General features: G+C 67.3%; 1 protein-coding gene (running past one end of the window). It reads left to right on the forward strand.

The window, feature by feature from the left end; translation table 11 throughout:
• Positions 1–18,955 carry the 3' portion of a non-ribosomal peptide synthase/polyketide synthase gene (locus D892_RS0119465; protein WP_024802857.1) on the forward strand. 1,838 nt of this gene lie to the left of the window's left edge, so only the last 18,955 of its 20,793 coding nucleotides appear in the window; its start codon lies off the left edge, out of view; its stop codon occupies positions 18,953–18,955.
• The last annotated feature ends 219 nt before the right edge of the window (positions 18,956–19,174 follow it).

Raw genomic sequence — 19,174 nt, forward strand, 5'->3', positions numbered from 1 at the left:
GCCGAAAGGCGTTGGTATCACTCACCGCAACGTGGTGAGTCTGGTGTCTCAGGCGTGGTCGGCGGGAGTCGGGGATCGGGTGCTGGTGCATTCGTCGGTGGCGTTCGACGCGTCGACGTACGAGATCTGGCCTGCCCTGTGCGGTGGTGCGACGTTGGTGGTGGCGGGCGAGCAGCGCTCGGACCCGGCCGAGATCGTGCGGTTGGTGGAGTCTCGGTCGGTGACGAAGCTGTTCGCGACACCGGCCTTGTTGTCGGCGTTGGTCGATCACCTGGAGTCGTTGCCGGGCAATGCCTTCGAGAGTGTCGGGCAGGTGAACACCGGTGCCGACGCGCTCGGTGCCGGTCTGGTGGACGCGGTGCGGTCCAGGTGCGGGGACTTGCGGATCGACAACCTCTATGGCCCTACCGAGGCGACGGTCGATGTGACGGCGCTGGTCGTGCCGGAGACGGTGTCCGGTGTGGTGCCGATCGGTGCCCCGGTGGCCAATACGCAGGCGTACGTGCTGGATTCGTGGTTGACGCCGGTTCCGGTCGGCGTTCCGGGGGAACTGTATGTGGCAAGTGCGCAGTTGGCGCGGGGCTATCACGGCCGCGCGGCGTCGACTGCGGCGAGGTTTGTGGCTGATCCGTTCGATTCGGTCGGTGGCCGGTTGTATCGCACGGGTGATGTGGTGCGGTGGAATGCGTCGGGTCTGTTGGAGTTCGTGGGCCGGGCCGATGATCAGGTGAAGATCCGTGGTTTCCGGGTCGAGCCCGGTGAGGTGGAAAACCTACTGGCGCAGCATCCTTCGGTGTCCCGAGCGGTGGTGACAGCGCATGACGCAGCCGGTGACAAACAGCTGATCGGGTACGTGGTTCCCGACCGGACCGGCTCGGCGGGGCGCAACGGGTCCGCGGATGGTGGCGATCTCGACGGCTCGGAGGTGCGGCGTTGGGTGGGTGAGCGGTTGCCGGACTTCATGGTCCCGGCGGTGGTGATGGTGGTCGATTCGGTGCCGTTGACGGCGAACGGGAAGGTGGACCGTCGGGGGTTGCCGGTTCCGGAGTTCTCGTCATCGGTGGAGTACCGGGCGCCGGGTAGCGAGCAGGAACGGGCCCTGGCCGAGGTGTTCGCCGAGATCTTGGGGCGTGACCGGGTCGGTGTGGACGACAATTTCTTTGCGTTGGGTGGCCATTCGCTGTTGGCTACACGGTTGGTCAGTCGTATTCGGGCGGTGCTGGGTGTCGAGGTGCCGATCCGGACGGTTTTCGACGCTCCGACGGTGGCGCAGTTGGTGACTCGGCTGGATGCCGGTGTCCGGGTGCGTCCGATGCTGCGCGCCCGGCCACGCCCGGATGTGGTTCCGCTGTCGTTCGCGCAACGGAGGCTGTGGTTCATCCACTGGTTGGAGGGGCCCGCCGCCACCTACAACATGCCGGTGACCGCTCGGCTGCACGGCACGCTCGATGTCCCGGCGTTCGCGGCCGCGGTCGGTGACCTGGTGGCGCGGCACGAGAGCCTGCGCACGATCTTCGTCGACACCGAGGGAACGCCCGCCCAGCGTGTGCTCGACGCAGGGAGCGTCGAGGCGCCGGTGACCGTGGCCGATGTGGATCCCGATCACGTCGATGCGGCGGTGGCGGAAGCGGTGCGGTACGGGTTCGATCTGTCGTCGGAAATTCCCGTGCGCACCACTGTATTTCGCCACGGCGAGAATGAATGCGTACTGGTACTGCTGATACACCACATTGCCGGAGACGGTTGGTCGGCGGCGGCGTTGTTGCGGGATCTGTCGGTGGCGTACACAGCTCGTGTCGAAGGCCGGGCGCCGGAGTGGGAGCCGTTGTCGGTGCAGTACGTGGATTACACACTGTGGCAGCGGGAACTGCTCGGGTCGTCCGACGATCCGGGCAGCGTGCTGTCTCGGCAGTTCGAGTACTGGCGTCGTGAGCTGGCCGGGTTGCCGGAGCAGCTGCGGTTGCCGATGGATCGGCCCCGCCCGCGGGTGGCGAGCCATGACGGGGATGTCGTGGTGTTCGCCATCGACCCGGATGTTCGTGTCGCGGTGGAACGTTTGGCTGCCGCCGAGGGTGCGACGGTCTCGATGGTGTTGCAGTCCGCGCTGGCGGTACTGCTGTTCAAACTCGGTGCGGGGGAGGATATTCCGATCGGGTCTCCGATCGCCGGGCGTACCGATGAAGCCCTGAACGACTTGGTCGGGTTCTTCGTCAATACGTGGGTGTTGCGCGCGAACCTGACTCCGGGGGAGTCGTTCGCCGATGTTGTCGGCCAGGTCAGGGCAAAAGCGCTGGCGGCCTACGAGAATCAGGACGTTCCGTTCGAGTTGCTGGTGGAGTTGCTGAACCCGGTTCGTTCGGCGGCATATCATCCGCTGTTCCAGGTGTCGCTGGCGTTCCAGAACAACACCCTGCCCACCCTCGAGCTTCCGGGGGTGGGGATCGAGCCTTGTCCAGCCGCTACCGCGACGTCGCGGTTCGACCTGTTCTTCAATATCGCCGACGCCCCCGCCGGTCGGGAGTGGAGCGCGCTCGTCGAGTACGCGACCGAGTTGTTCGATCGGTCCACGGTCGAGGCGATGGCCGCGCGGTGGGTGTGCTTGCTCCGGTCGGTCGTCTCGGCCCCGGACGCTCCGGTCGGATCGATCGATGTGCTCGTCCGCGACGAACGGGAACAGGTGTTGCGCCGGTGGAACGACACCACCGCGGAAGTCCTCGACACTACGTTGACCGAGTTGTTCGAGGCGCGGGTCGCGGCAACCCCGGATGCGCTCGCGGTCGTCTGCGGCGACACGGAGCTGACCTACCGAGTTCTGGATGCTCGGGCGGATCGGCTTGCACGCGAACTGATCTCGCGGGGCGTCGGCCCCGATACGGTGGTCGCGGTGGTTCTGCCGAGGTCGGTCGGGCTGCTCGTGGCGTTCGCGGGTGTGTTGAAGGCCGGTGGTGCGTATCTGCCGATCGATCCGGCGTATCCCTCGGATCGGCTGGCATTCATGCTCGCCGACGCGGCCCCCGCCGCGGTCGTGACCGACTCGGCGACCGCGAAACTCTTGCCCGACACCGCGATACCGCACCTCGATATCGACTCGTCCGGCATCGACGGCACGCGCGACATCAACGACGTGCGGGACCGGAGCGGTTCGAACCGGACCCTCGCGGTGCGGCCGGAGAACTTGGCGTACGTGATTTATACGTCGGGTTCGACGGGTGTGCCGAAAGCTGTTGGGGTTACGCATCGCAACGTGGTGAACCTGGTGTCCCAGGCGTGGTCGGTCTGTCCTGGGGATCGGGTGCTGGTGCATTCGTCGGTAACGTTCGATGCGTCGGCGTACGAGATGTGGCCTGCCCTGTGTGGTGGTGCGGTGCTGGTTGTCGCGGGTGAGCAGCGGTGGGACCCGGCCGAGATCGTGCGATTGGTGGAGTCTCGGTCGGTGACGAGGTTGTTCGCGACGCCACCGCTGTTGTCGGCGCTGCTCGATCACGTGGAGTCCGTGCCCGGTGAGCCTTTGCGATCCCTGACGCGGGTTCTTGCCGGTGGCGCCGAGGTGACGGCGGCGGTTGTTCGAAGGCTGTCTGCGCAGTGCGCCGGTGTTCGGGTCGTGAACGGCTACGGTCCCACCGAGACGACGGTGTGTGTGACCGATTATGAGGTTGCGGGGGATGCGGAGGGTGTCGTTCCGATCGGATGCCCGTTGGGGAATGTGCGGGTGTTCGTGTTGGATTCGTGGTTGACGCCGGTTCCGCTGGGCGTGGCCGGTGAGTTGTATGTGGCCGGTGTGCAGTTGGCTCGGGGGTATCGGGGTCGGGCGGCGTTGACCGCGGCGAGGTTTGTTGCCGACCCGTTCGATCCGGCCGGTGGTGGTCGGCTGTATCGCACGGGTGATGTGGTGCGGTGGAGTTCGGGTGGGTTGCTGGAGTTCGTGGGTCGTGCCGATGATCAGGTGAAGGTGCGTGGTTTCCGGGTCGAGCCGGGCGAGGTGGAATCGACTCTGGCACAGCATCCTTCGGTGCGGCAGGCCGTGGTGGTGGCCCGCGAGACCGATTCCGGTGACAAGCAGTTGATCGGGTACGTGGCCGCCGGCAGGCCCGAGCCGGCCCAGAACGGCGCGGAACTCGACGGCTCGGAGATGCGTCGGTGGCTGGCCGAGCGGTTGCCGGACTTCATGGTGCCCGCAGCGGTGACGGTGATCGAGTCGGTGCCGTTGACGGCGAACGGGAAAGTGGACCGTGGGAAGTTGCCGGTTCCGGAGTTCGCGTCGCCGGTGGGGTACCGGGCGCCGGGTACCGAGTGCGAACGGGTGCTGGCGGAGTTGTTCGCCGAGGTCCTGGGCGTGGAACGGGTGGGTGTGGACGATGGCTTCTTCGAGTTGGGCGGGGACAGCATTCGTTCGATCCAGGTGGTGTCGCGGGCGCGGGCATCGGGTGTCGTGCTGAGTCCGCGGCAGGTGTTCGAATGCCGGACGGTGGCGGCGTTGGCCGCGGTGGCCGTCGAGCGTGAGCCGGTGGCCGCGTTGGCCGACGACGGGGCGGGCTGGATGCCGTTGTTACCGGCCGCTCGGTTCGTGCGCGAGTTCGGTGGCGGTTTCGAGCGTTTCAACCAGTCGATGGTGCTGGATCTGCCCGTGGGTGTGGATCGGGCCGATCTGGTGGCGACGTTGACGGCGGTGATCGATCGCCATGATGTGTTGCGGGCGCGGCTGGTTGACGACGCGCGGGGTGCCGGGCTCGATATCGCGCCGGTGGGGGCGGTCGATGTGGATCGATTGCTGCATCGCGTCGAGTCGGCCGAGGCGGGTGCGATCGGCCCGGAGCTCGAGGCAGCGGTCGCCCGGTTGGCCCCGGCGGCGGGCGTGATGGCGCAGTTCGTGTGGTTCGATGCCGGGCCGGCGCGGGCGGGCCGATTGGCGATCGTGGCGCATCATCTGGTGGTCGACGGCGTGTCCTGGCGAATCCTGTTGCCCGACTTGGCATCCGCGTGGCAACGGGTATCGTCCGGTGGCACTTCCGAAGCGGCGGCGGAGACGCCGCCGAGGACCGGCACGTCGATGGGACAGTGGGCGCGGAGGCTGGTCGAGCAGGCGTCCGCACCGGAACTGGTGGAGCAGTTGCCCTGGTGGCGTTCGGTTCTCGACGGGCCCGATCCGATGCTGGGCTCTCGGCCGCTGGATCCGGCGGTCGATGTGATGGGGACCGTGGACTCGGTGGTCGTCGAGGTTCCCCCGACGGTGACCGAGGCGTTGTTGACGACGCTGCCCGCGGTCTTCCACGGCGGGGTCGAGGACGGGTTGCTGGCGGCGCTCGCGGTGGCGGTGGCGCACCGGCGTCGAATCAGAGGTGCGCCCGAGGAATCGGTGCTGATCCGAGCGGAGGGCCACGGGCGCGAGGAGGAGATCGTTCCCGGCGCCGACCTGTCGCACACCGTCGGCTGGTTCACGAGCGTGTTCCCGGTGCGGTTGCGTGCTGCCGCGGAGTCGTGGGACGAGATCTGCGCGGGTGGTCCGGCGGCGGGGGTTCTGGTCAAGTCGGTGAAGGAGCAGTTGCGTGCGGTTCCGGGTAAGGGGCTCGGGTTCGGGTTGTTGCGGTACCTGAATCCGGAAACCGCTGCTGTGCTACAAGGGTTTTCGACCGGTCAGATCGGTTTCAACTACCTGGGCCGGTTCACGTCGGCGGATCTTCTGCCGCAGCGGCTGCAAGGAGCCGGCTGGACCCCGTCCCGCGACGGTGCGGGATCCGCCGCGGCACCGGACCCGGCAATGCCGGCCATGTCGGTACTGGACATCACCATGATGGTGGTCGACACCGACAAAGGTCCGGTATTGCGAGCGCTATTCGCGGCACCCACCGGAGTGCTGGAGACGACCGAGGCGGAGAGTCTCGCCCGGTCGTGGCGGGACGCGGTCGGAGGCTTGGCCGAGCACGCCTCGATGCAGGGTGCGGGTGGCCGGACGCCGTCGGATTTCGGGTTGGTGCGGCTGGAGCAGGGGGAGATCGAGGTATTCGAGGGCCGCTATCCGGGGTTGCTGGATGTGTGGCCGTTGACCTCGATGCAGTCCGGGTTGTTGTTCCATCGGGCGATGGCGGGCAACGGTTTCGACGCCTATCACATGCAGGTGGTGTTCGGATTTGCCGGGCGGGTGGATCCGGCCCGGATGCGAGCGGCCGGTCAAGGGTTACTGAACCGGTATGCGAATCTCCGGGTCGGATTCACCGACGATGCTCGCGGTGTCCCGGTTCAGGTAGTTGTCGAGAATGTCGAATTGCCCTGGCGTGTGGTGGATTTGCGTGATCTGGACGAGGTGGATCGCGGTGTGGCGTTGGAGCGGTTGCTGGTCGAGGATCGCGATGCGCATTTCGATGTGGCCGTTCCGCCGTTGTTGCGGTTCATGCTCGTGGTGCTGACGGAGCAGCGGTCGGAATTGGTGTTCACCGCGCATCACGCACTGCTGGACGGCTGGTCGTTGCCACTGCTGATGAAGGACTTGTTGCTCCTGTACGGCTCCGGCGGTGCCGCCTTGCCGCCGGTGCCCGATTACCGGGAGTTCCTGAAGTGGTTGGGCCGCCAGGATTTTCACGCCGGTGTGGAGGCGTGGATCGAGGAACTCGAAGGGGTGGGGGAACCCACCCTGCTCGCCGGCGCGGCCGGCAACGCCGATGGCGCCGCCCGGCCCGGAGTCGAGCGGGTCGAGGTGCCGTTGACAGCGGAGACGGCCTCGGCACTGAGCAGGAGGACCGGCGCACTCGGGGTCACGCTGAACACCATCGTGCAGGCAGCATGGGGCATTCTGCTGGGCGCGTCGACCGGTCGTCGTGATGTGGTTGCCGGTGCGACTGTTTCGGGTCGTCCGCCCGCGATCGCGGGTGTGGATTCGATGGTGGGGCTGTTCATCAATACCGTGCCCGTGCGCGTGCGGTTCGGGCCTCACGACACCCTCGGCGGCCTGCTGACAAGCCTGCAAGCCCGGCAGGCTGCCTTGCTGGATCATCATCATGTCGGCTTGAGCGATATTCATCAGGCGGTCGGTCTCGGCGTCCTGTTCGACACGCTCATCGGTTTCGAGTCGTACCCCGTCGACCGGACCGGGATCGCCGACGCCCTCACGGCCGGCGGCATCGCCCTCACCGACCTGCGCCCTGAAGCACCCACGCACTATCCCCTGACGGTCGTTGCGGGCGCCGCGCCCGATCTGGAACTGCGACTCGAATATCGCACCGACGTCTTCGATCGGTCCGCGGTCGAGGCGATGGCGGATCGGCTGGTGCGGATTCTGCGGCAGGTGGTGTCGGATCCGGGTGTCGCGGTCGGTTCCATCGATGTTCTCGGTGCGGACGAGCGCGAGTTGGTGTTGCGCCGGTGGAACGAGACGGCTCTGGAGGTGCCCGACGCCACGGTGGTCGACTTGTTCGAGGCGCGGGCCGCCGCGAACCCGGAGGCGATCGCTGTGGTTTGTGGCGATGCGGAGGCGTCGTACCGAGAGCTCGAGGCCCGGGCGGATCTGCTTGCGCGGGTGCTGATCTCGCGTGGCGTCGAGCCGGACTCGGTTGTCGCGGTGGCGTTGCCGCGGTCGGTGGAGCTGATTGTGGCGTTGCTCGCCGTGTTGAAGGCCGGTGGCGGGTATCTGCCGATCGATCCGGCGTATCCCTCGGATCGGCTCGCGTTCATTCTGGCCGACGCGGCCCCGGTGGCTCTCGTGACCGACTCTACTACCGTAAAACTGTTGCCGCACAATGCTATATCGCAGGTCTGCCTCGATGCCCTCGAGGTGACCGGCGCAGAGAACCGGACCGGCCTCGATCCGCTCGCCAGGGTCCGGCCCGAGAATCTGGCGTACGTGATCTATACCTCGGGGTCGACGGGTGTACCGAAAGGTGTTGGTATCACTCACCGCAACGTGGTGAACCTGATCACCCAGGCGTGGTCGGTGGGCACCGAGGACCGGGTGCTGGTGCATTCGTCGGTGGCGTTCGACGCGTCGACGTACGAGATGTGGCCCGCATTGTGCGGCGGCGCGACCGTGGTGGTGGCGGGCGAGCTGCGTTCGGATCCGGCGGAGATCGCGCGACTGGCCGAGTCGTGGTCGGTCACGAAACTGTTCGCGACGCCGCCGTTGTTGTCGGCATTGGCCGATCACCTGAAGTCGCTGCCGGGCAATGCCTTCGAGAGCGTCACCCAGGTGAACACCGGAGCCGACTCGCTCCCCGCAGAACTCGTGGACGCCATCCGAACCGCGTGCCCGGGTACTCGGGTCGACAATCTCTACGGCCCGACCGAGGCGACGGTCGACGTCACGGCGCTGGTCGTGCCCGAGGCGGTAGCGGGTGCCGTGGTTCCGATCGGTGCCCCCGTGGCCAATACCCGGGTGTACGTGTTGGATCCGTGGCTGGCACCGGTCCCGGTGGGGGTCCGGGGAGAGCTGTATGTAGCGGGCGCACAGTTGGCGCGAGGGTATCGCGGACGGGCGGGATTGACCGCGGCGAGGTTTGTTGCCGACCCGTTCGATCCGGCCGGTGGCCGGTTGTATCGCACGGGTGATGTGGTGCGGTGGAATGCCGGTGGACAGTTGGAGTTCGTGGGTCGTGCCGATGATCAGGTGAAGGTGCGTGGTTTCCGGGTCGAGCCGGGTGAGGTGGAATCTGTTCTGGGGCAGCATCCTTCGGTGTCACAAGCCGTCGTGACAGCCCGTGACGGCGGCAGCGGCGGCAAGCAGCTGATCGGCTACGTAGTTCCCGGCCCCGCCTGCGACGGCCTCGCGGGCGCGGCAGAACTCGACGGGGTACAGGTCCGTGAGTTCGTCTCGGAGCGGTTGCCCGACTTCATGGTGCCCGCGGCGGTGATGGTGATCGAATCGGTGCCGTTGACCGCGAACGGGAAGGTGGACCGAAAAGCGCTGCCGGAGCCGGAGTTCGGCTCACCGGCGGGGTACCGGGCGCCGCGGTCGGACGTCGAGCGAGCATTGGCGGGAGCGTTCGCCGAGGTCCTGGGTGTGGACCGGGTGGGTGTGGACGACGGTTTCTTCGAGCTGGGCGGGGACAGCATTCGGTCGATCCAGGTGGTGTCGCGGGCACGGGCGCTGGGTGTCGTGGTCAGCCCGCGTGAGGTGTTCGAGTGCCGGACGGTCGCGGCGCTGGCGGCGGTGGCCGACGGGCGCGGCGTGGGTTCGGCGCTGGAAGAGTTGGCCGGTGCCGGCGTGGGGTGGATGCCGTTGCTGCCGGTGGCGCGGTTCGTGCGTGAGTTGGGTGCCGGTTTCGAGCGTTTCGGTCAGTCGATGGTGCTGGATCTGCCGGTGGGTGTGCATCGGGCGGATCTGGTGGCGACGTTGACGGCGGTGATGCATCGTCACGATGCGTTGCGGGCGCGGTTGGTCGACGACGACCGGGGTGCGGGCCTCGATGTCGCACCGGCGGAGGCGGTGGATGTCGGGCAGTTGGTGCGGCGCATCGAGATTGCCGGTCCCCGGCAAGAAGTCGGCGTGATCGGCTCGGAGCTGGAGGCGGCGGTCGCTCGGTTGGCCCCGGCGTCCGGGGTGATGGTGCAGTTCGTCTGGTTCGATCCGGGGCCCGAACGAGCCGGCCGGCTGGGGATCGTCGCGCATCATCTGGTGGTCGACGGTGTGTCGTGGCGGATTCTGTTGCCCGACTTGGCCTCCGCGTGGCAGGCGGGGTCGGCGTCGGCCTTGGCGGCGACAGGGACGTCGATGCGCCGGTGGGCGCACGGGCTGGCCGAAGAAGCGAACCGGCCGGACCGGGTGGCGGAGTTGTCGTGGTGGCGTTCGGTTCTCGACGGGCCCGATCCCGTCTTGGGTAGCAGGGCATTGGATCCGGTCACCGATGTCATGGGGACCGTGGACTCCGTGGTCGTCGAGGTGCCTGCCGACGTGACCGAGGCGTTGCTGACGACCCTGCCCGCGGTGTTCCACGGCGGGGTCGAGGACGGGTTGCTGGCGGCCTTGACCGCCGCGGTGACTCGCCGGCGTCACGCGCGCGGTGTGGATGAGGAATCGGTGCTGATCCGATTGGAGGGCCACGGTCGCGAGGAAGACACCGTGCCCGGCGCCGATCTGTCGAACACCGTGGGCTGGTTCACCAGCATGTTCCCCGTACGGTTGCGCGCAGCGGCGACGGAGTGGGATCAGCTGTGCGCGGGTGGTCCGGCGGCGGGGGTTCTGGTCAAGTCGGTGAAGGAGCAGTTGCGTGCGGTTCCGGGTAAGGGGATCGGGTTCGGGTTGTTGCGGTATCTGAATCCGGAGACCGCTGTTGTGCTGCAAGGTTTTTCGACCGGACAGATAGGCTTCAACTATCTCGGCAGGTTCACCTCGGCGGATCTTCTGCCGCAACGACTGCAAGGAGCCGGCTGGACACCCGCGGTCGATGCGGAACAGCTGATCACGCCCTCGGATCCGGCGTTGTCGGCGATGCCCGCGATGTCGGCGCTGACTGTGAACGCGATGGTGATCGACACCGGCGAGGGGCCGGTATTGCAGGCGGTGTTCGCCGCACCTGCGGGCGTGCTGGGGCGGGCCGAGGTGGAGGATCTGGCCGGGCTGTGGCGGGACGCGGTGGCGGGCTTGGCCCGGCACGCGGCGACTTCGGGCGCGGGCGGCCGGACGCCGTCGGATTTTGCGCTGGTAGAGCTGGGGCAGGGGGATATTGAGGTGTTGGAGGGGCGCTATCCGGGGTTGGTGGATGTGTGGCCGTCGACCTCGATGCAGTCGGGATTGTTGTTCCACCGAGCGTTGGCGGGCGAGGGTTTCGACGCCTATCACATGCAGGTGGTGTTCGGGCTGGCCGGGCGGGTGGACGCGGCCCGGATGCGGGCGGCCGGTCAGCGGTTGTTGGATCGGTATGCCAATCTGCGGGTGGGTTTCACGGCCGATGCTCGGGGTGCTCCGGTTCAGGTTGTTGTCAACGGCGTCGAATTGCCGTGGCGCGTAGGGGATTTGCGTGATCTGAGTGAGGCCGATCGCGGTGCGGCGTTGGAGCGGTTGCTGGTCGAGGACCGGGATGCGCATTTCGATGTGGCGGTTCCGCCGCTGTTGCGGTTGATGCTGGTGGAGATGACCGAGGAACGGTCGGAGTTGGTGTTCACCGCGCATCATGTGCTGCTGGACGGCTGGTCGTTGCCGTTGCTGGTCAGGGATTTGCTGCTGCTCTACGGCTCGGGTGGTGCGGCCGCTGCTCTGCCGCCGGTGGCGGATTACCGGGAATTCCTGAAGTGGTTGGGCCGCCAGGATTTCCGGGCGGGTGTGGAGGCGTGGACCCGGGAACTCGAGGGCGTGCACGAACCGACGCTCCTCGCCGACAGTGTCGGCACGCCCCAGGGCGGCTCCGGGCCGGCCGGGGTCGAGCGGGTCGAGGTGCCGCTGACGGCGGAGACGGCCTCGGCATTGAGCCACCGGGCCACGGCGCTCGGGATCACGGTGAACACCATTGTGCAAGGCGGATGGGGCATGGTGCTGGCCGCGACCACCGGTCGTCGTGATGTGGTTGCCGGCGCGACCGTGTCGGGTCGACCGCCCGCGATCGCAGGGGTGGATTCGATGGTGGGGCTGTTCATCAACACGGTGCCCGTGCGCCTGCGGTTCGGTTCCCGGGAGACCCTCGCCGAGGTGCTGACGGGTTTGCAGGCTCGTCAGGTCGCGTTGCTGGATCATCATCATGTCGGCTTGAGCGATATCCATCAGGCGGTCGGTCTCGGCGTCCTGTTCGACACACTCATCGGATTCGAGTCGTATCCCGTCGACCAGGCCGGAATCGATGACGCCCTGACAGCCAGCGGCATCGCCCTCACCGATCCACGACCCAGGACGCCGTCGCACTATCCCGTCACGCTCGTCGCGAATTCCGCTCCCGCCCTGACACTGCACCTCGAATACCGCACCGATGTCTTCGATCGGACCGTCATCGAGGCCCTCGCGGGGCGGCTGGTGCGGATCCTGCGGCAGGTGGCATCGAATCCGGACGCTGCGGTCGCGTCGATCGATGTTCTCGGTGCGGACGAGCGTGAATTGGTATTGCGCCGGTGGAACGGAACCGCTCCGGAGGTGCCGGACGCCACGGTGGTCGACTTGTTCGAAGCGCGGGTCGCCGCGGACCCGGACGCCGTGGCAATCGTCTGTGCGGGAACGGAATCGACCTACCGCGACCTGGATACCCGAGCAGAGCGGCTGGCGCGACTACTGATCTCTCGCGGCGTGGGTCCGGACGCGATTGTCGCGGTCGCCCTGCCCCGGAGCGCGGATCTGATCGTGGCATTGCTCGCGGTATTGAAGGCCGGTGGCGCGTACCTGCCGATCGACCCGGCGTATCCCTCGGAGCGGCTGGCATTCGTACTCACCGACGCCGCCCCGGTCGCGGTCGTCACCGATCGGGACACCGAAAAGCTCCTGCCCCCCAACGGAATACCGCATATCCACCTCGACACCGTCGATATGCGGAATCAGGCCGGTCCAGGCCGGGTCGCCACGGTGCGGCCGCAGAATGTGGCGTACCTGACCTACACCTCCGGCTCCACCGGCGTGCCCAAAGGCGTTGCCATCACCCATCGCAATGTCGTGGCCTTCGCGACCGAGCCGGTGTGGCGGGACGGCGCGCACGCCAGCGTGCTGATGCATTCCTCGGTCGCCTTCGACGCCTCGACGTACGAGATATGGGTGCCGCTACTGGGTGGCGGCAGGGTCGTCGTCGCGCCGCCGGACCGCGTCGACATCGAGGCCCTCGGCCGGTTGCTGGCCGCGAACAGCGTGACAGCGGCATTTCTCACCACCCGGTTGTTCGAGTCGTTCCTCGAGCAGTGCCCGACCGCACTCGGCGAGCTTCGCGAGGTGTGGACCGGCGGCGAGGAGATGCCACCGGACGTATTCCGGCGTGCCCTGCGGACGTGCCCCGAGACGCGGATCGTGCACGTGTACGGGCCGACCGAGGCGACAACCTTCGCCACCCGTCGCTCGTTCGACGCCGCAGAGCCATTCGAGGGCGCGTCGGTGCCGATCGGCTCTCCGCTGGGGAATGTCCGGGCGTTCGTCTTGGACTCGTGGCTGGCGCCGGTGCCGGTCGGTGTTCCCGGGGAGCTGTATGTGGCTGGTGCGCAGTTGGGCCGGGGATATCGAGGCCGTGCGGCGTTGACCGCTGCGCGGTTTGTTGCTGATCCGTTCGGTTCGGCCGGTGGCCGGTTGTATCGCACGGGTGATGTGGTGCGGTGGAATGCCGGTGGTTCGTTGGAGTTCGTGGGCCGGGCCGATGATCAGGTGAAGATTCGTGGTTTCCGCGTGGAGCCCGGTGAGGTGGAATCCGTTCTGGGGCAGCATCCTTCGGTGTCACAGGCGGTCGTGATCGCGCGTGACAACGGTCCGGGCGGTAAGCAGCTGATCGGCTATGTGGTCGCCGACAGGTCCGGTGCGGCCGCGAACGAGGTCGAGGATCGACGCGGGCTCGACGGTGCGGAGGTGCGGCGGTTCGCCGCCGAGCGGTTGCCGGACTACATGGTGCCGGCGGTCGTCACGGTGATCGAGTCGGTGCCGTTGACCGCGAACGGGAAACTCGATCGCGCGGCGTTGCCGGTCCCGGAATTCGCGTCGTCGATGCGCTACCGGGCGCCGGGCAGCGAACGCGAGCGGGTGCTGACGGAGTTGTTCGCCGAAGTTCTCGGGCTCGATCGAGTAGGCGTGGACGACAGCTTCTTCGAGCTGGGTGGCCATTCGTTGTCGGCTACCCGTCTGGTGAGCCGGATTCGGGCGACATTGGAGGTCGAGGTCCCGATCCGGACCGTCTTCGATGCCCCGGCGGTGGCGCAGTTGGCGACCCGGCTGGACACCGGCGTAGAGGTGCGCCCGATGCTGCGGGCCCGGCCCCGGCCCGATGTGGTCCCGTTGTCGTTCGCGCAGCGGCGCCTGTGGTTCATCCACCGGCTGGAGGGCCCCTCCGCCACCTACAACATCCCGTTGGCCGCGCGGTTGAGCGGCGTGTTCGACGAGTCGGCGTTCGCCGCCGCGGTCGCCGACGTCGTGGTGCGGCACGAGAGCCTGCGGACGGTCTTCGTCGACCCCGACGGCGTGCCGTCGCAGCGGGTACTCGACGCCGAGACCGTCGAGGTGCCGGTGACGGTGACCGACGTGGACGCCGCCGCCGTGGACGAGGCGGTGACCGCGGCGGTGCGGTATCGGTTCGACCTGTCCACCGAGATTCCGATCCGGGTCACCGTGGTGCGTTGCGGCACAGACGAATGCGTGCTGGTCGTGTTGATCCACCACATCGCGGGCGACGGGTGGTCGATGGCGCCGCTGTTGCGGGATCTGGCCGTGGCATATTCGGCCCGCCTCGAGCATCGGGCGCCGGAGTGGGCGCCGTTGCCGGTGCAGTATGTGGATTACACGCTGTGGCAGCAGGAGCTGCTGGGGACGTCCGACGATCCGGACAGTGTGTTGTCGCGGCAGTTCGAGTACTGGCGGGGCGAGCTGGCCGGGTTGCCGGAGCAGTTGCGGTTGCCGACGGATCGCCCACGCCCGCGGGTGGCGGGTTATCGCGGGGATCTGGTGTCTTTCGCCGTCGATGCCGATACCCGGGCCGGGCTGGAGCGGTTGGCTGCCGATACCGGTGTGACGATGTCGATGGTATTCCAGTCGGCGTTGGCGGTGTTGTTGTTCAAACTCGGTGCGGGAGAGGATATTCCGATCGGGGCGCCGATCGCCGGTCGTACCGACGAGGCCCTGGCCGATCTGGTGGGGTTCTTCGTCAACACGTGGGTGCTGCGAGCCGAAGTCGCCCCGGAGGCGTCGTTCACCGACGTTCTGGGGCAGGTGAAGGCGAAAGCGTTGGCGGCGTACGAGAATCAGGACGCCCCGTTCGAGTTGCTGGTGGAGCTGCTGAATCCGGTTCGCTCGGCGGCGCATCATCCGCTGTTCCAGGTGTCGCTGGCATTCCAGAACAATGCTCTGCCGACGGTGGATCTGGCCGGGGTGCGGATCGAGCCCTATCCGGGATCCGTTGCCACCGCGCGGTTCGACCTGTTCTTCAATATCGCCGACACCCCGGCCGGCCGCGAGTGGAGCGGATTCGTCGAGTACGCAACGGATTTGTTCGACCGGTCCACCGTCGAGGCGATGGCGGAGAGGCTGGTGCGGATACTGCGACTGATGGTCGCGGGACCCGATGTCCCGGTGGGGGCGATCGACGTTCTCGATGTCGACGAGCGCGAGTCGGTGCTGAATCGGTGGAACGACACCGCTGTGCCGGTGGACCCGGATCTCACCGTGGTCGGGTTGTTCGAGGCGCGGGTCGCGTCGACTCCGGATGCTGTCGCCGTGGTCTGCGGTGACGTGACAATGTCGTACCGGGAGCTCGACAGTCGAGCCGAGCGGTTGGCGCACGTGTTGATCGGGCACGGCGTCGGTCCGGACGCGATCGTCGCGGTCGCCCTGCCCCGGACCGCGGAACTGATCGTGGCGCTACTTGCGGTGTCGAAGGCCGGTGGTGGGTATCTGCCGATCGATCCGTCGTATCCGCCGGACCGGCTGGCGTTCATTCTGTCCGATGCGGCCCCGGCGGCGGTCGTGACCGACTCCGCTACCGCAATGGTGTTGCCGGACAACGCTATACCGCATGTCCATCTCGACGCCATGGACACCACAGCGGATCGGACACGTGTGCGCCGAACCCCCACGACGCGGCCGGAGAATGTGGCGTACGTGATCTACACGTCGGGCTCGACGGGTGTGCCGAAAGGTGTTGGGGTCACGCATCGCAACGTCGTGAATCTGGTGTCACAGGCGTGGTCGGCGGGCTCCGGGGACCGCGTGCTGGTGCATTCGTCGGTGGCGTTCGATGCGTCCACGTATGAGATCTGGCCCGCCCTGTGTGGTGGCGCGGTACTGGTTGTCGCGGGTGAGCAGCGTTCGGATCCGGCGGAGATCGTGCGGTTGGTCGAGAGCCGGTCGGTGACGAAGATGTTTGCGACGCCGGCGTTGTTGTCGGCGGTACTCGATCACGTCGAGTCCGTGCCCGGCGAGCCTTTGCGATCCTTGACGCGGGTCCTGTCCGGTGGTGCCGAGGTGACGGCGGCGGTCGTTCGGAGGCTGGCGGCGACATGCGGCGCCGTGCAGGTCGTGAACGGTTACGGCCCCACCGAGACGACAGTGTGCGTGACCGGCCACGAGGTGACAGGCGACGTCGAGAGTGTCGTTCCGATCGGGCGCCCGTTGGGGAATGTGCGGGTGTTCGTCTTGGATTCGTGGCTGGTGCCGGTCCCGGTCGGCGTTCCCGGGGAGCTGTATGTGTCCGGCGTGCAGCTGGCGCGGGGGTATCACGGCCGTGCCGATCTGACCGCTGCGCGGTTTGTTGCTGATCCGTTCGATTCGGCCGGTGGCCGGTTGTATCGCACGGGTGACGTGGTGCGGTGGAATTCCCGCGGCCTGTTGGAGTTCGTGGGCCGGGCCGATGATCAGGTGAAGATCCGTGGTTTCCGGGTCGAGCCGGGCGAGGTGGAAACTGTTCTGGCACAGCATCCTTCGGTGTCGCAGGCGGTCGTGAACGTGCGTGATACCGACGCCGGCGGTCAGCAGTTGGTCGGTTATGTGGTCCCCGACAGGTCCGGCCCGGCCGTGGGGGAGGACGAGTTGGTGGGGCAGTGGCGCCGGGTGTACGACACCCTGTATTCCGGTGCCGACAATGGCGGGGATGGTGCCGTGGCCGGGCTCGGTGCGGATTTCGGTGGCTGGAACAGCAGCTATACCGGGGCGCCGATTCCGGTGGAGCAGATGCGGGAGTGGCGGGCGGCCGCGGTGGAGCGTATCCGGGGGTTGCGGCCGCGGCGTGTGCTGGAGATCGGTGTGGGGTCGGGGTTGTTGTTGTCGCAGTTGGCCCCTCACTGTGACGAGTATTGGGCGACGGATTTCTCCGCCGCGACCGTCACTACGCTACGGCGGCAGTTGGACGAGTCGGGTGCGGAGTGGGCGGAACGTGTGGTGTTGGATGTGCGGACCGCCGATGATGTGGAGGGGTTGCCGGAGGGCCATTTCGACACCGTGGTGTTGAATTCGGTGGTTCAGTACTTCCCGAGCCGGACCTATCTTCGCGAGGTCCTCGGGCACGTGCTGGAACTACTGGCCCCCGGTGGTGCGGTGTTCGTCGGTGACGTGCGGAATCTGGCTCTGCTGGAGGAGTTCACCACCGCGGTACAGATAACGCGGCACGGCGGTGACGATCCCGCGGCGGTTCGTGACCGTGTCCGTCGCGACATCTCGGCCGAACAAGAACTGCTGCTGGCGCCCGAGTACTTCGCGGGTTCGTGCCGCGCGCTCGGTTTCGGTGCGGTGGATATCCAACTGAAGCGCGGGCGTTCGGTGAACGAGCTGAGCCGATACCGCTACGACGTGGTACTGCACAAGGTCCCGGTGACGCCGGTCTCGGTGGCCGACGTGCCGAAAGCGGAGTTCCGCGACCGGGATTGGTTGCGCGGGCTACTTCGGGATCGGTATCCGGGCGGCCTTCGCGTCACCGGTATCCCGCACGCCGGACTCACCGGCGAGGTCGAAGCGACGCATCGAATCCGCACAGGAATTCCCTGCGGCACCGCCGGCGAACTCGGCCTCGGTTTCGAAGGTGTACTGGAAAGCCGCACACGGCCCGAGCATCTGTTGCCCGAGGATCTGTACGCGTGGGGAGAGCGATTCGGCCACACCACGGCGGTCACGTGGTCGGCGGAATCCGGGTACATGGAGGCGGTCTTCCTCGACGCCGAGACCTGCGACGGCCGGCCACTGGCCGACGTGTATGTGCCGCCGGTCGTCGTGGACGATCCCATCGCATACGCCAACAATCCTCAGGCGGGTCTGCTGGCGGCCGATGTGCGCCGGTTCGCCGGTGATCGGTTGCCGGAATTCATGGTGCCCGCGGTCGTGATGGTGGTCGAGTCGCTGCCGTTGACGGCGAGCGGAAAGCCGGATCGCCGGGCGCTGCCGGATCCGGAATCGGTGTCGTCGGTGGACTATCGCGCGCCGAGCACCGAACGGGAATGGATACTGGCCGAGCTGTTCGCCGAGATCCTCGGACTCGACCGGGTCGGCATCGACGACGACTTCTTCGCGCGGGGCGGACATTCCCTGCTGGCCACGCGACTGGCCAGCCGGATCCGGGCGAAACTGGGTGTGGAGGTCCCGGTCCGGGTGATATTCGACGCGCCCACCGTCGCCCGGCTGGTGACCCGGCTCGACGACGGCGCCGACTCGGGCACGGATTTCGATCCCGTGCTGATGCTGAAGAGTTCCGGATCGCGGCAGCCGCTGTGGTGTATTCACCCCGGCGGCGGTCTCGGCTGGTTCTATCAGCAACTCGGGCCGCACCTCCCGGACCGGCCGGTCTTCGCCATTCAATCCCGCGGATTGGACGGGGGCTCACCGGCCGCCTCGTTCGAGGAGATGGTGGAGGACTATGTCGGCCGGATCCTCGCATTCCAGGACGAGGGCCCCGTCTTCCTGCTGGGGTGGTCGTACGGCGGAATAGTCGCGCATGCGATGGCGCACCACCTGTCCCGGCGGGGTGTGCGGGTCGGATTTCTCGGCGTCGTCGACAGCAAGCCCCCGGTGCGGTCGGACGCTCCACCCGATGTCTCGGAGGAGCAGGCCATGGCGGGCCTGCGGGAGTGGGCGGCCGACAGGTTCGGTGAGCAGCTCGAATCTCCCGTCGTCCAGAATCTGGTGCGGCAGGCGACGAGGATTCTCATCAACAACAGCACACTGCTCGACGGGTACACCTCACCGTTCTACGACGGCGACGCAACGGTATTCGGCGCCACCCTCGATACGGAGGGGCACCGGATCGCCGATCCCGAGAACGACCTGGAGCAGGCCTGGCGCCCGCATATCGGCGGACGCATCGACTTCTTCGAAGTGGACTGCGCGCACGGCGACTTCGACCGCCCCGAGAACATGAACCTGGTGGGCCGAATACTGAACAACCTCTTATGATTTCGCGCCCGGCGTGTGCTCCTGGGAGCCGTAGTCGAGGGGAGACGCCGCGGCGGCGGCGACCGTGTGCTGGAGGCGGGCGAGCCGCTTGTTGCGCCGCACCGAGGACAGGAACGAGCAGGCGAGGATGGCGACCCCGAATGCCGGCCGGCCGCCGTAGAACGCGGCTGCGATCAGACCGAGCAGGGTGATCGCGAACGACCGGCCGAAGGTGGGGCG

It is taken from the genome of Nocardia sp. BMG51109, from assembly GCF_000526215.1.
In the GTDB taxonomy this organism is placed as follows: Bacteria; Actinomycetota; Actinomycetes; order Mycobacteriales; family Mycobacteriaceae; genus Nocardia.